The following is a 24,256-nucleotide window of genomic DNA, read 5'->3' as shown; positions in this document are numbered from 1 at the left end:
AATATATGGAGGATATCGGCTAGTCTCGGAAATCCTCCGAAGCCAAAAAATATCCCCTAAAAATTTAGCCGTTCTGCCCAATTCCTAAAACAGAAAATTCACTGAGCTTATCCGGCGTTTCCGTATGCATACTTCCAATAGCTTTAATTTGTCGTTTCGGCACTCAAGAAACGAGAGCCATTTTTGTAATAAAAGAGAGAGCCAATTGCAAAATTTATACGCAAAATTGGCCCTTTTTGTAGGGGATGCTGGTAAATGGCTTTTAGTTTTTATTTTAATCAGCTTCAAATTCTTTAATTTTGTTCAGAAATTAATAGTGCCTTTGTGCCTGTTTCTAATGCTCTAAATATATGTTTCTGGTCAGCTGGATAACAAATATAGTCTCCAACTCCAAGCTCAACAGCTTCATCAATTAAGCCTACCAAAGCTTTACCTTCAACCACAATAATATGCTCCACAGAGCCAACTGGATGTGGTTCTGAAAGACGATCTTCGCCTGGTTCAACAATTAGTAAATAAACATCTCGGCGCGCATGTGGCGGACAAGTCGCTAACAAAATTGCTTTGTAGTTGGCAATCTCAGAACTCACTGTTGGCCCATCGCCACAGCGAATCACTTGTACCTGATTACTCGGTTCTTCCATCAAACGTGCAAATGGAATATTGAGTGCGACACAAAGCGCCCATAAGGTTTCAATGCTAGGATTACCTTGCCCTGCCTCTAATTGAGAAAGTGTAGATTTGGCAACACCTGCACGACGAGCAACCTCTGCCAATGAAAGCCCTGCTCTTTGACGTTCACGCGTTAAACCTTTGGCAATAATTTCAATTGGCTGAGACATTCACCACATCCGTTCTATAAAAAAAACGATCGTTCGTTTTGACAAAACAATCAGACTTATTCATTATAATGGAAAATCGTTCGTTATATCATGCTATGACCACATACTCTCTCATTAAGAAACTTAATAAAGACACTACCCGCTCGATTTTCTTTGTGTGCCTAGCGACGAGTGTCGTTGGTATGTCTTTAGGTTCACTTGCTGCAAGTTATGGCTTAGCACTCTGGATCCCGCTTTGCCTATCCGTTTTTGTGCTCGCAGGAACTGCTGAATTTATCTTTATTGGTTTTTTAGCAGTAGGTGGTAGCCCAATTGCTGCTGCAATTGCAGGACTACTCGTCAATTTACGGCATTTACCTTTTGGGATTGCGGTCAATGAATTAATCAGAGGTAAATTCTCTCGATATTTCGGGGCCCATATCATGAACGATGAAAGCGTTTTGTTTGGTATGGCACAGCCCAATTTTGAGACGAAAAAAGCTGCTTACTGGCTATGTGGTATAGGCATCATGCTCAGTTGGCCACTTGGTGTAACGGCGGGTTATTTTATTGGAAGTGCTATTCCAGACCCAAAAACATTCGGCTTAGATGCCATTTTCCCAGCGATTTTAATTGCACTTACTCTTAATGCTTTAAAGAATAAATTTACTCGAAAAGCTGCATTTGCTGGATCAACTTTAGCACTGATCACCACACCCTTTTTGGCCTCAGGACTTCCAATTTTGATTTCACTTTTTGGCTTGATATTTGGTAGAAAGAAATGAGTCAACAATTACTAATTATTTTAGGTATCGGCTTACTAGCACTTGGAACCTATGGGATTCGTTTCGCTGGTTTTCATTTGGGTGCCAAGTTCTCATTTTCTGAAAAATACCAAGTTTTACTCTCAAACGGTGCGACTGTTTTGCTCTGTGCGATTGCAGTGACCACTACATTTTTTGAAGGTCAAGATTTTGCGGGGTTCGCGCGTATATTTGGTGTTGGCTTAGCACTGTTCTTGGTTTGGAAAAAAGTACCGCTGTTATTGGTGATTTGCTTGGCAGCTGCTGGCACGGCACTTATACGTTTGCTTGGAATTGAGTAATAAAAAAGGCGAGATAAACTCGCCTTTTTTGAAACTTTGATTAGAACGGTAAATCGTCGTCTAAATCAGCTGGTGCAGAAGCTGGTTGTTGTGGCGCTTTAGGCGCAAAACCACCCGCTTGAGGGTTGCTTCCACCATTACCGAAACCACCTTGGTTACCATAACCACCGCTGTTTTGGCCATAGCCGCCACCTTGGTTGTTATTATTTTGATAACCATTACCACCTTGTTGAGGTGCGTTAAAACGTGGTTGGTTAAAATCATTACCGCCAGCGAAACCTTGTTCACCTTGTTGACGAGCATCTAACATTTGCATCTGGTCGCCACGGATTTCTGTAGTGTAACGCTCTTGGCCATTTTGGTCTGTCCACTGACGTGTACGTAGTGAACCTTCAATATAAACCTTAGAACCTTTACGCAAGAACTGCTGAGCAATTTCCCCTAAACGGTTATGCAAAACAATACGGTGCCATTCTGTTTGTTCTTTACGTTCACCGGTATTTTTATCAGTCCAAGCTTCACTTGTCGCGATTGAAAATTGGGTCAACGAGCCCCCATTTGGAAAAGTTTTTGTTTCAGGATCACGACCCAAAGTACCAACCAAAATAACCTTATTTACACCACGCATTAGCTGTCTTCATCCTATACATTTCTATGTTTTACTTTATAAGAGTTATGCTTAAATGGCTACCTCTTTACCGAACAACTGCGTTAAATCACGTCGCGCAGCATCATCTAGAGACTGTTTATCGACTTTAATATAAGCAACTTGCTGGTCAGGCATCACCACAACTTCTTCGATACCACGAATTGCCAATAGCTGTGTGGTCCACTCATTCACCTGTTGCACTTGCGGCAATGGCAACACAATTGATGACAAATACCGCGGCTGAGCTAAACCAAAACTAATTAGCAACCATATTATAGCAATCCCTGCTAAGACACTCCATCCAATCGCAGTATTATGTAACATCAATAATTGACCACCTAGTGTGCCACCAAAAAAAGCGCCTAAAAACTGACTACTGGCATTTACGCCCATAGCCGTCGCTTTTGACTGAATTGGAGCAGACTTCGACAACCAAGAAGGCAATAAAGCCTCCATCACATTAAATGCAATAAAGAAAATACCTAGACCTGCAAGTAATACATATTTGGATTGATAACCAAATATGAGCAGCAGCAAACCTGCAATAATGCCTGTAATTGCTGTTAAGAAAATCCCGCGCATTTTGCGATATTTTTCAGCAATGATGATGCTTGGAAATGCAAAGAACAGGCTAATGACTAACAGCGGTAAATACACCAAACCATGGCTCGCCAAAGGAATATGCGCAAACTCGATGAGTTGTGAAGGTACATAAATAAACATGGCGGTCAGCAATAAATGCAGTGCAAAAACCGAAACGTGCAAACGGTTTAAATCACCCATTTGAATGACTTGCTTAAGCTGTGCCATATAGCCTTGCTGATAATTACGATGGTGGCGAGTCACTTTAGGTACAAGCAATAACATCGCAATCGCAATCAAGCCCATAATGGTCGTGACAAAGAATAAGCCCGAAATACCGACAAGGCTTGTGAGCCAAGGCCCAAGGCTAAAAGCCACCACAAAAGACAGGCCAATACTCATGCCCATAGCAGCCATGGCTTTAGTACGCTGCTCTTCGCGCGTCACATCGGCTAAAAGCGCCATGACTACAGCTGAAACTGCACCAGCACCAGCGATAGCACGGCCAATAATTACGCCATAAATGGTGTCGGATAAACCTGCAATTGCACCACCAATCGCAAACAGTAATAGACCAAATACTACAAGCGGTTTACGGCTAAAACGGTCTGCCAATAAGCTAAATGGAATTTGCAAAATCGCCTGGCTTAAGCCGTAGACACCTACAGCCAAACCAATGAGTGCTGGAGTCGCATATTGATATGACTGTCCAACTACAGAAAAGACAGGAATAATCATGAACAAGCCCAACATGCGTAGTGCGAAAATACTACTTAAGGCAAAAGTTGAGCGACGTTCCAAAGCATTCATCATATCAATACACGTTATCAAACTAGGTAAATTATAAGCCGATTCGTTTCTAAAAATACGGAACACCTTATTTAAAATAACGATTTGGGCTTAAAAAAAATAAAGAGGCATTTAGCCTCTTCATTCTATCGAACTTTACTGAAAATTAGCTTAAGGCGACTGATGCTCGCGCTTCGAATATTGAATTGAAGCAATGACAGCCCAAACAATAAACGCTACACCAATTAAACCTGTTACCACTTCAGGCACATGTACGCCTGTACCACTTGCAATCATAATGAATGCTAAAGCACCAATTGCATAATGTGCGCCATGTTCTAAGAACACATAAGCATCTAGCGTGCCTTTTTCTACAAGATAAACTGTCATTGAACGGACAAAAATAGCACCGATTGCAAGACCCAGCATAATCACGACAACATCGCTAGTGATTGCAAAAGCACCAATCACACCGTCAAAACTGAATGATGCATCTAATACTTCAAGATACAAGAAACCACCTATACCAGCTTTAACTACACCAGAAGCAGCACCTGATCCATCTTTCATAATGGCATTACCATCTTCATCAATTTCAGGTTCGCCACCTAACATATGACTTAAAACTTCAACGCCAATATAAACTACAATGCCCCAAATACCGGCCATAGTCACAGCAAGGCGCTGCGATTCATCAACATTTGCTGCCATAATTAACATCGCAATTAAAGCAATAAAAACAGACATTGCCGGTACGCTGGCCAAGCTAGAAAGTTTAGCTTCAAGCCATCTAAACCAATGGGTTTCTTTCTCTTCATCAAAGAAGAAGTTTAAGAATACCAATAATAAGAATGTTCCACCAAATGCTGAAATTTCTGCGTGGTGTGCCATTAAACGTTCAGAGTAAGTTTTCGGATCATTGAGTGCCAATTTAGCCACTTCAATCATTCCCATATCCGCAGTCACGGCAACAATCGCTACTGGGAAAATTAAACGCATACCAAAAACGGCGATTAAAATACCAACCGTTAAAAAGAGCATTTTCCAGAACGGATCCCAGTTACGTAGAACCGATGCATTTACGACAGCATTGTCAAAAGATAAAGAGACCTCCATTACAGCTAAAATGGCTGTAATTGTTAAAGCTTTAAGCATGGTAGACACGCCCGCTTCAGGTCCGTGGGTAAAACCCCAATACGCGGACAGTGCTAAACACACCACCGTAAAAAATATCGAAAATCGGAAATGCTTCATGGATCAGACCTATACCAAGAACTAAATTTAATCTTTCTTAAAACCGCCGCTATTATATCGATAATTAACCACAAAACGATGTTGTTTTGTGCCGTTATTCCCTTTACTTTATCTCTCTGTTTAATAAAGAAATTTGTAATATTCAATTAACTTATTAATCGGATTAAATATTTTCTTTCGATATATCTATCATTCTTATTTTTGTATTTTAAAATTGATTTAAAATCCAGTTTAGTTGTCTAATTTTAAATGGAATGATTTTATGCTTTTTTCTCAAGAACTCTGGCAACGTAATTTAAATTTATATCAAAAAATTCTCGACCTGCCTTTTAATCAGGAACTTGCTAACGGTACTTTAGATAAAGAAGCATTTTGTCATTATGTTATTCAAGATGCTCAATATTTAGTGGCCTATGGCCGTGTGCTTGCCGTTGCAGCTGCAAAAGCTTTCGAGGCCGACGATATTATGCAATTTTCAGATGCAGCTAAAATTGCAATTGTCGTGGAGCGTAGTTTGCATGATGACTTCATGAAAAATTTTGGTGTAACTAAAGAAGAATTTAAAAATACCCCATTAACATTAGCAGGCCACCATTACACTTCATTTTTGACAGCCACTGCTTGGTCTGAAAGCTACCCTGTTGTACTCGCTGCGCTTTTACCTTGCTTCTGGATTTACGCCGAAGTCGGTAAAGATATTGTGAACAAATCAATTCCTAATAACCCTTACCAAGCATGGATTGATACTTACGCAGGTGAAGAGTTCCATACCGCCGTTCGTAATGTGATTGCGACAGTAGATAAAGTTGCTGCACGTTGTGATGCAGACACTTTAGAAAAAATGCATGCTGCTTACACCATGGGTGCAAAACTTGAATGGTTGTTTTGGGATAGCGCCTACCATCAAAGACAATGGTTAGGTTTAGATCATATCTAAATCAAGATGAGGCTTTGACCATTTAATTATTTAAATGGTCAGCCTTAAATTTAACTTTGAAACAACTGCCAACCGTAAATCAAACCTGCCGCGGCCACAACCCAACATAAAGTTGCCAGTCCTAGACAAGACCACATCGACATACGCGTTGCCAGCACATAAACAGCAATTAAATAAATGGCATAGGGAATAAGTGACCATAGACCAAACAGAGCTGTTTTTTGTAACGCCTCCGCCCCTTTTTGCTGAAAAACAATCACGTGAGCAATCAAAGCAAATGTAGGAAAAAGCGGGACTAAGCCTGCAATATAAAATGCCTTACTTTTCGATAAAATCGAAATAATGAGGACAACCCCAGCCCCCAACATACATTTTAAAAATAACGCCCACATGCGCTGATCCTATCTGGTCATTCCAGCCCAAAACGCTGTATTTTGCGCTTTTTAAAGAAAATTAACAGCAACCAATGCAATCAAAGCTGGAACTGCCTGAATATAAATAATCTTTTTGCTGGCAGTTAGACCACCATAAATACCTGCAATGAATACACAGCCTAAAAAGAAATTGGCAAGTGATGTGGCAAATGGTGCATCTACCAATAAAGACCAAAATAAACCCGCCGCTAAAAAGCCATTATAAAGACCTTGGTTCTGTGCCATGACTTTGGTGAGTTTTGCTTTTTCTGCATTATTTCCAAAGGCTTTCATGCCATAAGGCTTGTCCCACAAAAACATCTCTAGTACTAAAATATAGACATGTAATATTGCGATAAGCGCAATTAAAATTTGTCCGATCATACAATTTTCCTTTTTATTTTAAAGATATGAAAAAAGATCAGTCTCTCGACTGATCTTTTATGTGTTAGGGCTTTAACAACACTTTGCCTTGACGAGCACCTTGCGTTGCTCTTTGAGCAGCTGTTTTAATCTCATCAAAACTAAACACCCCTTCTACAGGTAGGATTAATTTTTTCTGAGTCGCTAGCGTTAATAGTTCAACAATCAGTTCCTTTTTACGCGCTGCTGGCATTTCTTTGTTGACCACACTCGCCCAGAAACCTTTTACTGTCGCTTGTTTAAAAATCAAATCACCCGATGAAATCTGCATAGTTTCACCAGTCATACTGCCAAACGAAACAAGCAAGCTATTTTCACTGAGCAGATTAAGCATTTCACCACTTGCGCTGCCACCAATCGAGTCCACACCAGCAATCAGAGGTTGGTCGCCGTGAATTTGTTTAACTTGCTCTTTCCAGTTAGGTTGATCAGTTGCAACAATATGCTGAATACCTAATGCTTGCATCTCTGCAATTGCGTCAGTACGACGAACTAAATTAATGACAGGTAAACCACGTGCCTGCGCAATCATGGCAACCGTTTTACCTACTGCGCCATTCGCCGTGTTTTGAATGAGCCATTGACCCGGTTGAACATTTACAAAGTCCAATAGCATGAGAGCACTAATTGGCATACCAATCAGCTGCGCTGCTGTCTCATCATCAATTTCATCATTGAGCGGAATAAGCCCTTGTGCTGGTGCAGTAAAGTATTCAGCCCAACTGCCATGCACAGCTGCAACTGCAATACGTTGCCCGACTTGTACATGAGTAACGCCTTCGCCCAACGCATCAACAATACCAACTGCTTCACTACCACCAATCGCAGGTAAGGTTGGCTTGTAGCCATAGCTTCCGCGTACTGTCCATACATCATGGTTATGGATCGGAGACATGATGGTTTTAATACGTACTTCGCCTGCTTTCGGTTCCGGCTTTGGCATATCCGCCTGCTCTAAAACGTCTACAGGTTCGCCAAAATTACGATGGATAATACTTCGCATGCTTTATTTCTCTATCGGTTTTAAGAGTTGTTGGGTGGTTTCTAAAGCTAGATGTAGATGTGCTTTGTCTTGCGACAATTTTGTGAGTAAAGCAGCACCTAACCATAACTGATACATGACTTGCGCAGTTTTTAAAGGCTCAACGTGTTTTGGAATTGATCCTTCTTGTTGCCCTTCTTTGAGTAGTAGAGCCAAACGCTGCGTTAGTTTGTGCACACCGTCATTGAGAATTTGACGCATATCTTCTGATAAGTCCGAAACCTCGGCTGCCAGTTTCACAATCAGGCAGTTCTCAGCCCAGCTACCGTTTACCGGATCATCAATCCATGCCTGCCATAGAGCCATTAAACGGGCATGAGCACTTTGCTCGCTATGTTGCCAAAGTTGTTCCATACGCACTTTATAGTCAGCCATATATTGCTCTAGCAATGCACAGCCAAATGCCTCTTTCGAAGCAAAGTAGTGATAGAACGAACCTTTAGGTACGTCACAAGCCTTTAAAATTTCTTGCAAACCAACACCGACAAACCCTTTTCGTAGCACCAACTCAAAGCTGGTATCTAAAATGTGCTGTCGTGTGGTTTCACTTTTATTTAATCGTTTCATGCATACATCATAAACAACTATTAGACCAGTCGTCTAGTAAAGTTATGTTGCTGGTTAAAATTTGCTTAGAGTAGAAATCTGAAGTGAGGAATGTTAAAAATACAACCTGCTTAATTAAACAAATTTTGTCGATTGTCGTTTAACCGTCACAATTTGTCGCTTTAAATCATTTTGTACCACTTGAACAATTTTAAATCGTTATCATATATAGGGTCTGTTGTTTATAACCAGCCACCCCTCGTGACTGATCAACCAACACCTAAATTTTCATCAATACATAATTGAGATGTTTTATGAGCCAAAGTCATATCCGTATTCGAGGCGCACGCACCCATAATTTAAAAAATGTGTCCCTCGATATTCCACGCGACAAATTTGTGGTAATTACGGGGTTATCAGGTTCAGGAAAATCTTCTCTTGCCTTCGATACCCTATACGCCGAAGGACAACGCCGTTACGTCGAATCACTTTCGGCCTATGCCCGCCAGTTTTTATCGCAAATGGAAAAGCCTGAAGTCGACTCGATTGAGGGTTTATCACCAGCGATTGCCATTGAGCAAAAATCTACCAGTCATAACCCACGTTCAACCGTCGGTACGATTACCGAAATTTATGACTATTTGCGTTTGCTTTATGCACGTGTCGGCACGCCCTACTGCCCTGAACATGATTTGCCGATGGTCGCGCAAACTGTTTCTGAAATGGTCGATGCGGTAAAAAACCTTGAGGAAGGTACAGCACTTATGTTGCTTGCCCCAGTGGTTCGTGAACGTAAAGGTGAATACAGTAACTTGTTCGAGCAGCTACAAGGTCAAGGTTTTGTTCGTGCCCGTGTGGATGGTGAAATCATTGATATTGATACGCCACCAGAACTCGACAAAAAGAAAAAACATACCATCGAGGTTGTGGTTGACCGTTTCAAAGTGCGTGAAGATTTAGGTAACCGTATTGCCGAATCATTTGAAACTGCACTGCGTTTAGGTGGTGATATTGCTGTTTTATCATGGATGAATGGTGAACATCCTGATCGCGTTTTTTCTGCAAAGCACTCTTGTCCTGAATGTGATCGCGCAGTCGCAGAGCTTGAGCCACGTTTGTTTTCATTTAACAACCCATTTGGTGCCTGCCCTGTTTGTGATGGTTTAGGTACACGCAGTCATTTTAGCTCTGAAAAGCTGATTCCAAATCCTGATCTTGCAATTAGTGAGGGCGCTATTCGTGGATGGGATCGTCAGCGTCCATATTATTATTCAATGCTGCAAAAAGTTGCCGATCATTTTGGTTTTCAACTTGATACGCCTTGGAACCAGCTTGATAAAGATACTCAGAAGAAATTCTTACAAGGTACGGGTAAAGAAAAAGTCGATTTAAGCTATATCGATGAGCGTGGCCGTAAACATACTCGCGTACAACCGTTTGAAGGAATTTTGCCGCACCTTGAACGTCGTTACCGTGAAACTGAAAGTAACTATGTACGAGATGATTTAGCTCAATATCTTTCCAATGCAGCGTGTGATGCATGTGATGGTTCACGTCTAAATGAAATTTCACGTCATGTTCGTGTGAAAGACAAAACCATTGCTGACATTACTCGTATGTCGATTGGTGACGCCGAAAGCTATTATCAAGGCTTAAACCTTGAAGGTGCTAAAGGTGAAATTGCAGATAAAATCTTTAAAGAGATTCGAGAGCGTTTACATTTCTTGGTGAGTGTTGGACTGAATTATTTAAGTCTGGCTCGCTCTGCCGAAACCTTATCTGGTGGTGAAGCACAGCGGATCCGTTTAGCCTCACAAATTGGTGCAGGTTTAATGGGCGTCATGTATGTCCTTGATGAACCTTCAATTGGTCTACATCAACGTGATAACGATCGTTTATTACAAACACTCATTCGCTTACGTGATTTAGGTAACACAGTATTAGTCGTTGAACACGATGAAGATGCAATCCGTGCTGCTGACCATATTATTGATATCGGTCCTGGTGCTGGTGTACACGGCGGTGTAATTATTGCTGAAGGTACATATGATGAATTGGCTAAACATGCTGATTCTCTTACAGGACAGTATCTTTCTGGCAAACTCAAAATTGAAGTGCCAAAAAAACGTACTGAATCACCACGTCCAGATGAAGTCATCAAGCTTTCAGGTGCAGCAGGTCATAACTTAAAAAATGTCGATTTAATTATTCCACTTGGTATTATGACCTGCGTCACTGGCGTTTCAGGTTCGGGTAAATCAACACTGATTAACCGTACTTTGCTTCCATTAGCAGCTACACAGCTCAATGGTGCAACGACCTTAACAGCTGAAAAGTTTGACTCAATTGATGGTCTACAACATCTGGATAAAGTTGTTGATATTGACCAAAGCCCAATTGGACGCACACCACGTTCTAACCCTGCAACTTATACTGGGTTATTTACGCCAATCCGTGAGTTATTTGCACAAACACCAGAGGCAAAAGCCCGCGGTTATAGCGCTGGCCGTTTCTCGTTTAACGTAAAAGGCGGACGCTGTGAAGCGTGTGAAGGCGATGGCATGATTAAAGTCGCAATGCACTTCTTACCAGATATGTATGTGCCTTGCGATGCGTGTCATGGCAAACGTTATAACCGTGAAACACTTGAAGTGGGCTATAAAGGCAAAAACATTTCTGATGTTTTAGAAATGACTGTTGAAGATGCTGCTGAGTTCTTTAGCGCAATTCCGGTCATCCACCGCCGTTTAGAAACCTTAACTCAGGTGGGCTTAGGCTATATTCGTTTAGGTCAGGCTGCGACTACACTCTCTGGTGGTGAAGCGCAACGTGTAAAACTTGCACGTGAGTTAGCAAAACGAGATACGGGTAAAACTTTATATATCTTGGATGAACCAACAACAGGTTTGCATTTCCACGATATTGCCAAGTTACTCGACATTTTGCATGAGCTACGCAACAAGGGTAATACCATTGTGGTGATTGAACATAACCTTGATGTGATTAAAACAGCAGACTGGGTTGTCGACTTAGGTCCTGAAGGTGGTTCAGGCGGTGGGATGATCATTGCCGAAGGCACACCTGAACACGTGGCTGAGGTTGAAATTTCTCATACTGGACGCTTCTTAAAACCGATGTTGAAGTAATAAAATAAAAAGCCGGACATCATTTCCGGCTTTTTTTATCCCTCAACTACATTCCGGCCTCGGGCTTTAGCCCTTAAGAGTGAACGGTCCGCTTTCTCCAAGAGTTCGATCCAACTCGCTGCTCCGATAGCAAAACCAATACTGACAGACACATGCAATTTTTCATCTGAACCAGATAAACAAATTTCTTCTAACGAAATCGCGATCCGAATTTTCTCTGCTAAAAGACGAGCATCTATAAATTGCACCTGTTCTAATAATATTAAAAATTCATCTCCCCCATAACGAACAATTAAATCCGAACTTCGAATATTTTGCTTTAATTGCTCGGCAATACTGACAATGACGCGATCACCTACAATATGCCCATATTGGTCGTTCACCTGTTTAAAACGATCAATATCAATAATCATTAAACAGGTTTGCGTAAATTTTTGAGGGTAACTTTCAACAATTTTTAAATATTCAGATAAAGCTAAACGATTGGAAACTCCGGTAAGTGGATCAGTATTGGCAATGTTCTTTAACTGAAATTCAAAAGCATCTCGTTGTTGCAACATACGTTGTAATCGGTCAATTGCTTCAAACAGGGAAAAAAATTCACCTTTGGTGGTAATATTCATCTCATCTTTACAATGATCAGAACTATGCGATAAATCTAAAATTAAAGTCCTCGCTTTTATTAATGGAGAAAAAACCCTTCTTTGCGCATATATCAAGGTAAGTAAGGCTGTAACTAAAGAAATTAAAGAAATTAATAAAGTTAAAAAGAAATTATTTCGAGCAATTACACTCTCTTGAGTGGCAATTATGATACTTTTATCAAGAATATAACTTTGTAAATCAACCACAGTAGTGAATTTACCTACAATTGCTTCTGTCAATTGAGTGCCATTTAAATAATATGGCTCCCCCTTTTGGCTTTCTTCTAATAACTTTTCTACAATCGGAATACCTTTGTCTATAAATTCTGATTTCACTCGGGAATATAACCGACGGTATTCTGGGGTCTTTGCCTGTTCAGGCTGCAAGGTATCAACCAAAATCCATAAATATCTAGACTGATGCTGAGTTTGTAGAGAACGCGCCCGATTATTACTTGGAATCTCTTCCTTAAAGCTTACTGGGGCAATAATATTAGACGCCATCCGTCCCGCCTGATCGCGCATATCGGTTAGTACTATAATGAGCGTAAAGTAATTAGAAATACGGCTATCTTTACTTTTTAACTGCAACATCAATTTTTGCAGTATTTCCCTGCAGTTATCCCATACTCCAAACATCCCTAAAATGGCATTATCCATTTGAATGGAAGTTCTCGCCCCATATGGAGTTTCACCATAATAATCAACAACTCGTCGGGCTTGTCTAAGATTTTCTTTGAAACTGGTTTGCAGCTCATTTGCTAATGAAACATAACCTGCTTGTTTTAAAATAAAAATGCTTTCATCAATTTGTTTGTCGACAATTATGCGAAATTTATTTAATTCTTGTTGATTCTTTAATAAATCACTAGGACCACTCGACATCATTTTATTGGCAGGAGCGCGTTCCTTAGAAACTTTATAGGCAATATCGGCTACTGCTCTTAAACTTTTTATTTCCACTAGGGCTTGTCTAGTTTTTATATAATCCTGATAGCTTCCCAAAATAAGAGGTACTGCCATGAATAATAAGGATAAAATAATAACCAGCATAAAAAAGAACAGTCGATTACTAATATGCTCTGAACGTAATCCTGACATTTCTAGCTGGTACTCCGTAAATGTCCTGCCATTTTTAATACGATATAAATTAGGCTTAAATCCATCCTAGCATTTTAATAACTAGAATTTCATCATTAGATCCTTCATTTATCTTTTAATAATTATACGATTCCTACATTTTAGTAAGCTTAAATAATAAAATGAATCGAAAAATTGAATGATTTTATAAAAACCTTACTTTAAAGATCAAAGTTTTTTCATCATGATAATAAAACATATTTACTTGTACTCTCGAATGCCTCTTCCAACACTTTCTGCCCAGCTCTATACTGGATTTTTTTTGATCTACGATTTTTTAATAAATTTCACATAACTTTTATTATAATTTTAAGATTTTCTTACAGATAAAAAAAAGCTCAACCTTGGGGAAAGCTGAGCTCGTAAAGTCTGATGTGCTATACACATCGTATCTGGGCAAGCACTTTAAATCCTAAAAAACGTTAGGTAGTGAACTTTGCAATTAAATTATGTGATTTATCTCTACTTTTGTAAAGTTGATTAAATTAATCAGAATTGAATTTTTAATCGTTTTTTTGACTTAAAATAGAGATTTCTTTTACTTTATTCACTTATATAATAATTAAGAATAGTTAAATTTTTTAGTTAAACTAATCTAAATATTGTTAACTATTCCTCAAAATAGAAAGAATTTGCTAATAAAATGGCTATTTTTTATTCACATTATAGACACAGCTATATTTTTGTTAATGTTAAAACCGATTAATATAATCGATTTTTTCAATTATTATTGTAATATCTTTTTAACATTTAATACTTAATTACTGATGAGATATAATTATTAGCTTATTGTAAATGTTCATTTTTTTATCAGGTTGACAAGTCACTTTTCATTTGATTAGTTTTTCACCTTTTTTAACATAAGTCCCAAATATGCTTAACATTAGCTTTTTGACATTATTGACTTCATAAATTGTTACAATACAATGACTCCAGCTTTATCTCTTGTTAATGCTGGAAATGATTATGAAAAAACTTGGTTTAGCCACTGCTGTATTATTAGCCATGACCGGTGCTCATGCTTATCAATTTGAAGTTCAAGGTCAATCTGAATATGTTGACACAACTGCAAACGATAAAAACTTCACTGGTGACGTTGCTGGTACATTCTATTTAAAAAATGTTGATACCGCTAAGGGTCCTTTAGCTGAAGCAGCTTTCTTGAACCAAGCTTCTAGCGTATCTTTAGGTTATAGCTACCAACAGTATGACCAAAACAACGGTTTAAACTACCACGTTGGTACATACGGTGTTAAAGGTGAGGCTTACGTTCCTACTCCTTACCTTCCTGTATACGCTAGCGCAACTTATAACCACACTGATGTTGATGGTAAAAACAACTTCTCTCATGATGACAACGGCGACCGTTATGCATTAGAAGTTGGTGCTATGTTGCTACCTAACTTCTTGATGACCGTTGGTTATACAAGCGTTGCTAACCAATTCGCTTTAGATAACTTCGGTATCATCAGCAACGGCATCTACACTGCTGCGAACCAAACTGCTGCGATTCAAGACGACCAAGATGCTGTTACAGCACGTGCTAAATATGTAGGTCCAATCGATGGAACTAACATGGCAATTGGTTTTGAAGCTGCTGGTGCTTTCGGTCAAGAAAACCAATACGGTTTGAAAACTGACCTTTACTTAACTCCTAAGTTAAGCGTTGGTGCATCTTTCGTTGGTAACGATGGTTCAGCTGACATCAAAGGCAACGACCTTGGTGAATTCCGTCAAGCTTGGGGTGGTAACGTAAACTACTTCATTACTCCAGCTGTAGCAGTTGGTGCATCTTACATGAAAGCTGACGTTAAAAAGTCTAGCTACGATACACAAACTATCGGTTTAAATGCTAAAGTTCGCTTCTAATTTAAATTAGAAATCGAATTAAAAAAAGGACTCATTTGAGTCCTTTTTTTACAGCTAAATATTAACTTCGTACAATATTTAAGAAATATAAATGGCGTTCATACTGATCGATAATGTCCTGAATTAAATCTTCTTGCGTCCAATCCATTACATCATAGTTCTGCCCACCCTCTCTTAAAAACACTTCGGCTTGGAAATATTGCCCATCTTCGGCTTCAGTGCGCCCAATTAAAAAACTTGGTGGCACTGTTTCACGTGAAACAACTTTATAAATAAAATTAATTTCATTGTGATGATCGACTCGAAGTTGCATCCCATCATCAAGTTGAGTAATTGAGACTTCTAGATGACGGCGTCTAAATTCATGTTTGATATTTTCAAATGCACGAGCCACTTGTTTTTCGATATATTCCCTTACCTCTTCTTCACTATGAGGATAGTGCATGATCAATCCGAGACGTTGTTGCCAGCTTCGTGGATTATGAATAGCACGTGGTGTAATACGTGCTTCTTGAATAGCTGTCATTTTGGTGACATCAAGATGCAATGCTTTGATTAATCCCCAACTCATTAAAAGCATAACCACAGTAAATGGCAATGCACTCATAATGATTGAAGATTGAAGCGCAGCCAAACCACCAACTAGCAACAAGATAATGGCGAGCAAAGCCATCAGTACTGTCCAAAACAAACGCTGCCAAGTAGGCGAGTTTTCAGTTTTTGCTGTTAAGTAGTCTGTTACCAGTGCTCCCGAGTCAGCTGAAGTCACAAAGAAAAGAATAATTAGCGTTGTGGCAATAACATTCATGACACCAGACCATGGCAAGTGCCCTAAGAATTCAAATAATGCGACAGAGGAATCTTGTTGTACGGCTTGAAGTAATGTCGTTTGATGTTCATGGATAATGCTAAATAATGCAGCGTTTCCTAAAAAGCCCATCCAGATAATGGTAAAGCCTGTCGGGATGAGGAGAACCCCTACAATAAACTCTCGAATGGTACGACCACGTGAAACCCTTGCGATAAACATACCCACAAATGGCGACCAAGAAATCCACCAAGCCCAATATAAAATTGTCCAACCACCAATCCATCCATTCGGCTGATAAGCGTATAAATTGAATGTCATGGTAAAAAGGTTAGAGATATATTGCCCAGTGTTTTGAATAGTAGTCTGGAGTAAATAAATACTAGGACCAGCAATAAAAACAAAGACTAATAATATTAAGGCTAAGACTAAGTTTAGCTCTGATAAGCGTTTCACCCCTTTATCTAGACCTAAGAACACAGACAAGGAAGCTAAAATGCTCACAAAAATAATGAGTAATACTTGAATATGGGTGCTTTGCTCGACACCGAACAAATAATGTAAACCAGAGTTAATCTGGGTAACGCCAAAGCCGAGAGAAGTCGCTACACCAAATACCGTACCAATGGTCGCGAATATATCGATGCTGTCGCCCCAAGGCCCATAAATCTTTTTACCAATCAGTGGATAGAGGGCTGAACGAGTCTTTAACGGTAAATTATGTCGATAAGCAAAATAAGCCAATGCCAATCCGACCACTGCGTAAATAGCCCACGCATGCACCCCCCAGTGGAAGAAGGTCACCCTTAATGCTTGCTGTGCTGCCTCAATAGTCTGCGCATCTCCACTCGGTGGATTAACATAATGCATGACAGGTTCGGCAACTCCAAAGAACATGAGACCGATCCCCATCCCTGCTGTAAACAGCATGGCAAACCAAGACCCATTATTATATTCAGGCTGACTATGGTCAGGCCCTAATTTAATTCGGCCTATTGAAGAACAGGCGATATAAATCAATAAAATGAGAAAGAAAGCAACAGATAAAACATAAAACCAGCTAAATGAATCTGTAATCCATTGTTTTAATTGCTGCGTTAGAAGTTCAAAAGAACTCGGGGCGATCACAACAACTGCCAAAAACAAAGCAATAATAATGACCGTACCAAAAAATACGTTAGGATTAACGTTTGCGAACCAACCCGGTTGTTTGGAAGGCATAACTCCTCCATGTTATTTTAATGAAAAGTGATAGGCATAAAGCCAATAAAGACATTCATGGAATGAACAAAGTTAAATCTTTCAATAGAGAAAGCCGATAATACTTTAAATAAACTTAAATAATATTGCAGTTACAAAGGTGTAAACAAATTGAAACACCCTCTTCTTTATTTGTCAGACTCCTCTTTTGTGGGATGGGCAATATACTGTAAAGCAATTAAACGCGTGACGATCAAAGCGAGATACATCACACCACAAAACATTTGTAGCATGGCTAAAACGCGTGCTGGTGGACTAAGCGGCATTAAATCAGATAAGCCTGTTGCTGATTGTAAGCTAAAGCTCAGGAACAGTAGATCTAACCAAGTCTGCAAATGATGAACATTGTTTGGATTTTGGAAGCTAGTCGGAATCAATAGCTGACAAATGTTGTAGAGGAATGCAAAGCCCCATGCAAGCAAGGTAAAAACCGCGGCGGCGGCAAACAATTCATCTCTTGTTAAATATCGATCAGCGAACATATAACGAAATAAGCCATAAGCTGCCGAAAAATAAGCTAATGCTTCACAGCTATGAGCAAAAATCTGGATCGTTAAATTGCTATAACCTAATAAAATAAAGACTGAAGATATTATCGCTCCACTAACAAACGTTAATCCCCAAAAAGTAAACATTGGGGTTTGGCGAATCACTTTAGCAATAATCAGTAAGGCAAGCACCCCCAAAGCCCACGTTATGGTCCGGTAAAATACATCATGAAAAGTCAGCATGGCCAAAATGAGTAGGATGAATTGCACAAGCAGCAACCATGCAGAAGGTAGCAATCGAAAGCTCGCCCAGAACTCGATGATAGAACGCATTTAATTATTTTCCTTTTTCATTATATTTTGGATTATAGGAAATCATACTGTACAGAAAATAGCACAAACAAGTTGTTCTTTATTAAAGAGCTTCTTTGACTTTAGGTATGAGATAAACAAAAAAAGCCCCGCAGGGCTTTTAATGAAATAGATATTTAATCCATTTTGATTTTAGTGATCTGAAGCACCTGAAGCCCCGATACCTGTCATTGAGCGAACGTATTGGGCATCGAATGCAGCTCGCTCTTTTTTAGCTCGTGCAGAGTTATCAGTCACCGAGAAGAACCAACAGCACAGGAATGATAATGGCATCGCAAATAATGCAGGACCATTGAATGGGTTAATTGGTGTATCAGAGATTTTTAAAGTATCTACCCAAACCGCTTTAGATAGAACAATAAGTACTACCGCTGTTACAAGACCAACTACACCACCAATAACTGCACCACGGGTGGTTAAACCTTTCCAGAACATTGAAAGAACAAGAATCGGGAAGTTTGCACAACATGCCACAGAGAACGCTAAGCCCACCATGAATGCTACGTTTTGCTTTTCAAACAAAATACCCAAAATCATGGCAAAGATTGCTAAACCGAGTGTTGCAATTTTTGACATGCGAAGTTCTGAAGCTGGAGTCGTTTGACCTTTCTTAAATACGTTAGCGTATAAGTCGTGTGAGATTGCAGATGCACCTGAGAGTGTTAAACCAGCCACAACAGCAAGAATCGTTGCGAATGCCACTGCTGAAATGAAGCCCATGAATAAGTCACCGCCTAAAGCGTCACTTAAATGCACAGCTGCCATGTTGTTACCACCAACAAGCTCAAGCTTGCCTGTCATAGCCATTTTCGCAACATCAAGGAATTGTGGGTTGTTTGATACAAAAAGGATCGCACCGAAACCAATAATGAAAGTTAAAAGATAGAAGTAACCAATGAAACCTGTTGCAACTACAACCGATTTACGCGCTTCTTTTGCATCTTTTACTGTGAAGAAACGCATAAGAATATGTGGAAGACCCGCTGTACCAAACATGAGTGCTAAACCAAGAGACAATGCATCAATCGGGTTTGCGGCAAGTTTACCCGGACCCATAATTTTTGCAGCTTCTTCAAAGCTTATACTGTGAACTTTACTGAATACTTCAATTGATTGAGTAAACATGTTGCTGAAGCTGAAACCAACCGCTTTCATCACCATGAATGCCATGAAAGTCGCACCACTGAGTAACATCACTGCTTTAATGATCTGTACCCACGTGGTTGCCAACATGCCACCAAAAATTACGTATGCCATCATTAATAGACCAACGATGACAACAGCGATGTTGTAGTTCAAACCAAATAGTAATTTGATGAGCTGGCCAGCTCCTACCATTTGAGCGATCAAGTAAAATGCGACAACAACAAGCGAGCTCAAGGCAGCTAAGGTACGGACCGGTTTTTCTTCAAGACGGAATGACACTACATCTGAAAGGTTGTATTTACCAAGGTTACGTAAACGCTCCGCAATCAAGAATAAAACGATTGGCCAACCTACCATAAACCCAAGAGAATAAAGTAAGCCATCAAAACCCGAACTAAACACCATCGCGGAAATACCAAGGAAAGATGCTGCTGACATATAGTCACCGGCAATTGCCAATCCGTTCTGGAAACCGCTGATTCCGCCCCCTGCAGTATAGAAATCTTGTGCTGATTGAGTTTGCTTTGCAGCCCACTTAGTAATAAACAAAGTGAAACCAACAAAGATCAAGAACATAATAATGGCATGCCAGTTGGTGGCTTGCTGTTCGGCTTCACCCAAATCTGGACCAGCCATAGCAACAGTTGAATATAGCGATGCTGCTGCCAATAAGGCTTTCGCTTTTAATGAATTCCATTTCATATTAGTGTAATCCTTTCTCATGCGTGATGGCTTCAACTTCCTTCAACGCTTCTTCACTCAACTGGTCAAGGGTATTGTTTGCGATATAGGAATACACGCCACACAGTAGGAAAGATAAAACAATAATTCCTAAGCCTAGTGGAATACCCCATGTCGTTACACCACCACTAAATGAACTCATCAAAAATTCTTTGTTGTAGCCAACAAGTAGCATAAAGCCCACATAAAGCACTAACATAATGATTGTGAGCGTCCAGCTTAATGCACTTTTTTTCTTGACCATCTTTTGAAACTTTGGATTGTGTAGAATCTGTTCTACTTGGCTTTGATCCATAACCAAACTCCTTGCCTGTGCCCAACCTTGGTCACTTTTTTAATAGTAGTTTCTCATTATTCAAATTAGCAAAATAACGTGTAATTCGTAACTTAGACTTTGGTCGTTAAAATTTAATCAATTTATAGCTTTGTTTCTGCTTGCGGTATGATAGGCGCAAGGTTTTAATCATGTAGGTCATATGAACAGCTGGCTGATTATTGGGGTACTCGCTCTTTATATAGCACTCTTATTTATTTGTGCTTTTTTTGGCGAAAAGCATGCTAGTCGTCTGAGTACTCGTGGCCGCATGTTCCTGTTTAGTTTGACCTTAGGTGTTTACTGTTCATCTTGGACATTTTATGGCGCAACCGGAGCTGCCGTCCGAGAAGGCGTTATTTTCCTACCTATTTATTTAGGTCCGCTCTTATTTGTCTGGTTTGGTTATGACATCTGGCGACGTTTAGGCCGAGTACGTCAACACCACGCGATTTCCTCAATTGCCGACTTTGTTGCCGCACGTTATGGCAAAAGCGGTGTATTGGCTTCGCTGGTTACGATCTTGGCAGTTATTGCGATTATTCCCTACCTCGCCCTACAGTTACGTGCAATTGCCTTAAGTACCTCAGTCATATTGGAGCAAAATGCTCATATTCATACGACCACCAATAGTGTTTTGCTTTTGACCAGTGTACTTGCAATCTTAGCCATGATTTTTGGTACAAGGCAGATTGCAAACACCGAGCAGCATGGTGGCCTCATGTTAGCGGTGGCATTTGAATCTTTTGTCAAACTATTCGCACTGATCTGCGTCGCTTTATTTTTTATTTTTGAAGCACCTGCAAACTTGGTACAAGTCTCAGCCGACGTAAACCAAACCTTTCAAGAGGTACAATTGTTTGGGGTGCCTGAAACTTTCTGGATTCAGACATTATTGGCCGGACTAGCAATTATTTGTTTACCCCGCCAATTTCATGTCGCTGTTGTCGAATTACGCGATGAAAAGCACATTCGTGGTGCACGTAAATGGTTTGCGGCTTATCTGATTTTAACGATTTTAGCTATTATCCCAATTGCAAGCTGGGCCTTGCATGCTGCGCCAAAATTCCTAACCGTGCCCGATGTTGCGGTGCTCTCATTACCACTAAGTTATAATCAAGAGTGGTTAGCCCTACTGGCCTTTTTAGGCGGGTTCTCTGCATCAACAGGCATGTTACTGGTTTCATCTGTTGCCTTATCTATCATGCTCAGTAATGACTTGATTATGCCCGCACTGTGGCGTTTTAAGTTGCTTTCACGACACGATAAACACTTACCTAAAGTTCTTAAATTTAGCCGCCGAATTAGTATTGTCGCAGTGATGCTACTTGGCTTTTTATTCTTCCATTTCTTTAATGATATTAACCAGCTTTCAGTATTTGGTTTACTAGCGTTTAGTGCGGTTGCTCAATTCGCTCCTGCACTGATTGGAGGATTGTATTGGCGAGGCGGAAGCCGTCAAGGTGTCTATGCTGGTCTCATCGTTGGATTTTTAATGTGGAGTTACACATTACTATTTCCAACCATCTTACGTAGTTTGCCGGAAGGCTATCAGGAAACTGCCCAAAGTATTTTGCTTTTTGGCCCTTTGGGAATTAATGCATTACGGCCAGAGTCACTTTTTGGTTTTGAGTCATTTGCACCTTTAACCCACGGCGTTATTTGGTCGCTTGGTTTAAATATTCTTTTATATATTTGGATTTCTAAACTTTACCGCCCAAGTGTGGCAGAACAAATTCAGGCAGAAAGCTTTTTCTACTATGAAACTAAGCCTTTGCCATCACCACATACCTCTACCGATTTAACTTATTTACCGCACGATGCTGCACGTTTAAAAGTAGGCGATTTATTTGCGCTTGCTAAAAGAATTACAGGTGAGCAACCCACAACTCAAGCATTCGAAAACTTTTGCGAGCAAAATCATCTCACACTCAACCCGAATAGTATCGCCAATGGCATGTGGTGGCGATTCACCGAACAATATCTAGCTGGCATTATCGGGGCCGCTTCTGCACGTACGTTGCTGACTACGGCAATGATTAACAACGGCCTCGCTTTAGGCCAAGTCGCCAATATTTTAGACCAAGCCTCGCAATGGCAACGTTTCAATCAAAACTTGCTGATGACCATGATTGACCACATGACCCAAGGTGTGAGTGTGGTCGATAAAAATATGTGTTTAGTGGCTTGGAATAACCAATATTTAAAACTGTTTGGCTACCCTAAAGATTTAGTCTATGTGGGTTGTCCAATTGCTGATCTGATTCGTTATAACGCTGAACGTGGCGAATGCGGTCCTGGTTCAGTCGAAGAGCACGTCCGCAAACGTTTGCACTGGATGAAAGTCGGAAGTGCACATGAGTTTGAACGAATCCGTAAAGATGGACGCGTTATTCAAATGCGCGGTAATCCTATTTCAGGTGGGGGCTTTGTGACTACTTTTGCCGACATCACGGCTTTCCGCGCGAATGAGGCAATACTCGAAGCCCGAGTAAAAGATCGAACCCAACAACTTGCCGATGCTTTAACCGAACAACAGCTTGCGCGCGAGCAAGCCGATATGGCCAATATGTCTAAAAGCCGATTTATTGCAGCAGCCAGTCATGACTTATTGCAACCCATGCATGCTGCTCGTCTGTTTAGTACGGTTCTTGAGCAAAGCATTGCCACGGAAGAAGACCGTCAAACTCTACAACAACTTGACCGCGCTCTATATGGTGCAGAAAGTATGCTCTCCGCCCTACTCGATATTGCGCGTTTGGAAGGCGGTACCATACAGCCAAAAAGACAGCCTTATCCTCTACACGATTTATTAAGCGATCTTGAACTACAATTTAAATCGATTGCTGCTCAGCGAAATATTTCACTCAAAGTTCACGATGTATCGTTCTGGATTGACACAGATCCACAGTGGATTCGACGCATTATTCAAAACTTTGTCAGTAATGCACTGCGTTATACAGCCAAAGGCCGAGTGATTGTGGGAGTATTACGTTCGGCTCAAAAACCTGGTCATATTCGAATTGGGGTCTGGGATACAGGTCCCGGAATTGCCGAAGAACAACGTATTAAACTATTTCAAGAATTCGAACGCTGTGGGCATTTATCACCTTGGGGTGAGCAAGGTCTTGGTTTAGGTCTCGCGATTGTGCAACGCATGACAGGTTTGTTGAATTATCCAGTCCATGTGTACTCAAAGCTTGATAAAGGCTCCTGCTTTATGATTGAGGTTCCGGTGGTAGAGGCTCCAAAAGTGGTAACCCCAACCGTACAAGCAGTACCTTTAAAAACAAAAGCCTATCGGATTTTATGTTTAGACAATGATGAAACTATTCTTGAGGGCATGAGTAGCTTATTAGGTCGATGGGGATATGAGGTTTTTAAAGCCACGGAACCTGAACAAGCACTTGAGATTATTCAAAAAGAGAATATTCAGGTCTGGCTTATCGATCAGCATTTAAATAACAACCAACTCGGTGTCGATTTTATTATGCAAAATCGACAGCATGATGTTCCAGTTGCTTTAATTACGGCGGACTCTCATCCTGAGTTACCTCAACAATTGAAAGAACTGAATATTGTTTTACTCAAAAAACCGCTTAAACCGGCATCTCTAAGAGCATGGTTATCGGGGCTTAAAATTGCCAGTGAGGTAGATTAAATATTTTCTCTCCCAAACCTTTTGATAAGTTTGGGAGAGATTTTTGGCAAAAATTATTGGTCTAATTTAAGCCAATAGGCAGAACTGCTCAAAAAGTCTACTTTTAC

Annotated in this window: 19 protein-coding genes; 6 read left to right on the top strand and 13 right to left on the bottom strand. The window is 40.3% G+C overall.

Annotated elements, in window-relative coordinates; translation table 11 throughout:
• Positions 1-293 precede the first annotated feature (293 nt).
• Positions 294-842, bottom strand: a complete 549-nt coding sequence (locus HJG58_RS04285) for a helix-turn-helix domain-containing protein (RefSeq protein WP_002117406.1) — start codon at positions 840-842, stop codon at positions 294-296.
• 68 nt (positions 843-910) lie between these two features.
• Between HJG58_RS04285 and HJG58_RS04280 the strand changes: the two genes are divergently transcribed.
• On the top strand, positions 911-1,606 hold the full coding sequence (locus tag HJG58_RS04280; protein ID WP_170248036.1) for an AzlC family ABC transporter permease: 696 nt from the start codon (positions 911-913) through the stop codon (positions 1,604-1,606).
• Positions 1,603-1,926, top strand: coding sequence for an AzlD domain-containing protein (locus HJG58_RS04275; RefSeq protein WP_170248035.1), 324 nt, complete (start codon positions 1,603-1,605; stop codon positions 1,924-1,926). The genes HJG58_RS04280 and HJG58_RS04275 overlap by 4 nt, the downstream gene beginning before the upstream one ends.
• A gap of 40 nt (positions 1,927-1,966) precedes the next feature.
• Here the strand turns inward: HJG58_RS04275 and ssb are convergent, their stop codons facing one another.
• From ssb to HJG58_RS04260, 3 genes are all read right to left on the bottom strand, one after another.
• Positions 1,967-2,554 (bottom strand): single-stranded DNA-binding protein, encoded by a 588-nt coding sequence (gene ssb, locus HJG58_RS04270; RefSeq protein WP_005066890.1) that lies wholly within the window; start codon positions 2,552-2,554, stop codon positions 1,967-1,969.
• Positions 2,555-2,605: 51 nt separating this feature from the next.
• Positions 2,606-3,970, bottom strand: coding sequence for an MFS transporter (locus HJG58_RS04265; RefSeq protein ID WP_005078603.1), 1,365 nt, complete (start codon positions 3,968-3,970; stop codon positions 2,606-2,608).
• Positions 3,971-4,117: 147 nt separating this feature from the next.
• A complete protein-coding gene (locus HJG58_RS04260) occupies positions 4,118-5,200 on the bottom strand; it encodes a DUF475 domain-containing protein (protein ID WP_017399821.1) in 1,083 nt (360 codons plus the stop codon).
• 262 nt (positions 5,201-5,462) lie between these two features.
• Here HJG58_RS04260 and tenA point away from each other — a divergent pair, with 262 nt between their 5' ends.
• A complete protein-coding gene (gene tenA, locus HJG58_RS04255; protein WP_005066884.1) occupies positions 5,463-6,137 on the top strand; it encodes a thiaminase II in 675 nt (224 codons plus the stop codon).
• 50 nt (positions 6,138-6,187) lie between these two features.
• On the opposite strand, the gene HJG58_RS04250 is transcribed toward tenA, so the two are convergent.
• The 4 genes from HJG58_RS04250 to HJG58_RS04235 all read right to left on the bottom strand — a co-directional run bounded on the left by HJG58_RS04250 (position 6,188) and on the right by HJG58_RS04235 (position 8,582).
• On the bottom strand, positions 6,188-6,529 hold the full coding sequence (locus HJG58_RS04250; protein ID WP_005804458.1) for a GlpM family protein: 342 nt from the start codon (positions 6,527-6,529) through the stop codon (positions 6,188-6,190).
• A gap of 51 nt (positions 6,530-6,580) precedes the next feature.
• On the bottom strand, positions 6,581-6,934 hold the full coding sequence (locus HJG58_RS04245; protein ID WP_086264742.1) for a DUF1304 domain-containing protein: 354 nt from the start codon (positions 6,932-6,934) through the stop codon (positions 6,581-6,583).
• 64 nt (positions 6,935-6,998) lie between these two features.
• Positions 6,999-7,976: a zinc-binding dehydrogenase gene (locus HJG58_RS04240; RefSeq protein ID WP_086264741.1), complete on the bottom strand. Its 978-nt coding sequence runs from the start codon at positions 7,974-7,976 to the stop codon at positions 6,999-7,001.
• 3 nt (positions 7,977-7,979) lie between these two features.
• Positions 7,980-8,582 (bottom strand): TetR/AcrR family transcriptional regulator, encoded by a 603-nt coding sequence (locus tag HJG58_RS04235; protein WP_170248034.1) that lies wholly within the window; start codon positions 8,580-8,582, stop codon positions 7,980-7,982.
• A 293-nt stretch (positions 8,583-8,875) separates the two neighbouring features.
• Here HJG58_RS04235 and uvrA point away from each other — a divergent pair, with 293 nt between their 5' ends.
• Positions 8,876-11,707, top strand: coding sequence for an excinuclease ABC subunit UvrA (uvrA, locus tag HJG58_RS04230; protein ID WP_170248033.1), 2,832 nt, complete (start codon positions 8,876-8,878; stop codon positions 11,705-11,707).
• Between the two features lie 35 nt (positions 11,708-11,742).
• On the opposite strand, the gene HJG58_RS04225 is transcribed toward uvrA, so the two are convergent.
• Positions 11,743-13,452, bottom strand: coding sequence for a GGDEF domain-containing protein (locus HJG58_RS04225; protein ID WP_170248032.1), 1,710 nt, complete (start codon positions 13,450-13,452; stop codon positions 11,743-11,745).
• Between the two features lie 1,005 nt (positions 13,453-14,457).
• Here HJG58_RS04225 and omp33-36 point away from each other — a divergent pair.
• The gene (gene omp33-36, locus HJG58_RS04220) at positions 14,458-15,360 is read left to right on the top strand and encodes a porin Omp33-36 (protein ID WP_170248031.1); all 903 of its coding nucleotides are present in this window, start codon (positions 14,458-14,460) and stop codon (positions 15,358-15,360) included.
• A 61-nt stretch (positions 15,361-15,421) separates the two neighbouring features.
• Here omp33-36 and HJG58_RS04215 read toward each other — a convergent pair whose 3' ends face one another.
• The 4 genes from HJG58_RS04215 to HJG58_RS04200 all read right to left on the bottom strand — a co-directional run bounded on the left by HJG58_RS04215 (position 15,422) and on the right by HJG58_RS04200 (position 20,470).
• Positions 15,422-17,389 carry a BCCT family transporter gene (locus HJG58_RS04215; RefSeq protein ID WP_170248030.1) on the bottom strand — a complete coding sequence of 656 codons (1,968 nt, stop codon included), beginning with the start codon at positions 17,387-17,389 and terminating at the stop codon, positions 15,422-15,424.
• Positions 17,390-17,556: 167 nt separating this feature from the next.
• On the bottom strand, positions 17,557-18,249 hold the full coding sequence (locus HJG58_RS04210; RefSeq protein ID WP_171545211.1) for an ion channel: 693 nt from the start codon (positions 18,247-18,249) through the stop codon (positions 17,557-17,559).
• A gap of 171 nt (positions 18,250-18,420) precedes the next feature.
• Entirely contained in the window at positions 18,421-20,136 is a 1,716-nt protein-coding gene (locus HJG58_RS04205) for a cation acetate symporter (RefSeq protein WP_086264737.1), read from the bottom strand.
• Between the two features lies 1 nt (position 20,137).
• A complete protein-coding gene (locus tag HJG58_RS04200) occupies positions 20,138-20,470 on the bottom strand; it encodes a DUF485 domain-containing protein (protein WP_170248029.1) in 333 nt (110 codons plus the stop codon).
• A gap of 181 nt (positions 20,471-20,651) precedes the next feature.
• Here HJG58_RS04200 and HJG58_RS04195 point away from each other — a divergent pair, with 181 nt between their 5' ends.
• Positions 20,652-24,149, top strand: a complete 3,498-nt coding sequence (locus tag HJG58_RS04195; RefSeq protein WP_170248028.1) for a hybrid sensor histidine kinase/response regulator — start codon at positions 20,652-20,654, stop codon at positions 24,147-24,149.
• The last annotated feature ends 107 nt before the right edge of the window (positions 24,150-24,256 follow it).

The sequence above is a fragment of the Acinetobacter geminorum genome (assembly GCF_013009345.1).
In the GTDB taxonomy this organism is placed as follows: domain Bacteria; phylum Pseudomonadota; class Gammaproteobacteria; order Pseudomonadales; family Moraxellaceae; genus Acinetobacter; species Acinetobacter geminorum.
Note: the sequence above shows the minus strand (reverse complement) of the source record. Positions and strands in the feature narration are given on the sequence as shown.